This window comes from Rhizobacter sp. P2_D12, assembly GCF_056404395.1.
In genome coordinates this window covers 1-1,268 of record NZ_JBFUEB010000303.1, presented here as the reverse complement: position 1 = coordinate 1,268, position 1,268 = coordinate 1, and the positions used below count along the sequence as shown (strand labels likewise).

Below are 1,268 nucleotides of genomic sequence, written 5' to 3'. Positions count from 1 at the left end.
CGCTGATATCGCGCACGAGACCCAGCACTTCGGTCGGGCTGGTGGCCACCAGCCGCGCCTCGAAATGCTGGGCAACGCCGCAGTCGACCAGCTCGTATTCGACCGAGCGCACCTGGTGCGTGGTCAGCACGGCCTTCATCTGCTCCAGCATGCGCCCGGCGATGTCCGGCGGCAGCGTCGCGGTCAGGTGTTTGCCGATGAAGCGGGCGCCGGCGCTGTCGGGCAGGTCCGGGCGAGTGGGTCCTCCCGGTCCCGGCCGCTCGTGGCCCGGACGCTCGTGTCCCTGCTCGTAATCCAGATAGAAGCCATCGGCATTCAGGCGAAAGAACGTATCGGGAATTGCCGCCAGCACGGCGCGGTTCTGGGCGTCGGCGATGCGCAGGCGGGCGATGGCGTCGCTGGCGCGCAGCACGTACAGCACGCGGTGCCCGAGGATCTGCCAGTTGATCGGCTTGGACACGAAATCGGTTGCGCCCACTTCGTAGGCATGGGTGACGGCTTCGATATCGTCGCTGCCGGTCACCATGATGACCGGCACGCAGGCGCCGTCGCGTTCGGCGGCGCGGATCGCGCGGCAGGCAGCGAAACCGTCCATGCGCGGCATGTCGACGTCCATCAGGATCAGGCCGGGCTGGCCTGTGCGGGCCTGGTCGAGGGCCTCGATGCCGTCGCCGGCCTGGATCCCGTCCAGGCCAACCTGCGCCAGCATTTCGAGCATCAGCATCCGCATGACCGGATCGTCGTCGGCAACCAGGACTGTCACGCGCTGGGTGGGAGCGGAAGGCATGTCAGGATTCCTTTTCAAGCGCTGCGTGAAGCGACAGTCTTACCGCGCGAAATTCGCGTGCCAGGTCGGCCAGCAGCGGGCCGCCGCTGTCCACATTGCCGCTGCGTCCCAGTTGTTCGAGTTCGCGGCACAGGCTGGAGAGGTGCGCGGCGCCGATATTGGCGCTGGCCGATTTGAGGCCGTGGGCCACGCGCCGCACGCTCTCGGCATCGCCTTCGCCCAGCGCCTGGCGCAGCGCATGCAACTGGCGCGGCGTGTCGCCGACATAGGCCGCAATCACCTTCTGCACGAGCGCGTCGCCGTCGTCGCGGCTCAGCGCGCGGATATTGTCCAGGGCGGCGCGGTTGATCGGGTCGGCGCCTGGGGCGGTGCGCGCGGCTGCAGGTGCGGCCGCAGGCGCAGGCCGGGCTGACGGCAGCGGCGTCGCCGGCGCGATCTCGACGACCGGCTCGTCGCCATGCTCGCGCGCCGACAGCAGCGG

The 1,268-nt window shown here is 69.4% G+C and carries 2 protein-coding genes; both read right to left on the bottom strand.

Going from position 1 to position 1,268, the window contains the following annotated elements; all coding sequences use genetic code 11:
• The coding region (locus AC1DYN_RS32630; protein ID WP_477966969.1) for a response regulator at positions 1–787 on the bottom strand (787 nt) is incomplete at its 3' end.
• A gap of 1 nt (position 788) precedes the next feature.
• A partial coding sequence (locus AC1DYN_RS32625) for an Hpt domain-containing protein (protein ID WP_477966967.1) occupies positions 789–1,268 on the bottom strand: 480 nt, incomplete at its 5' end.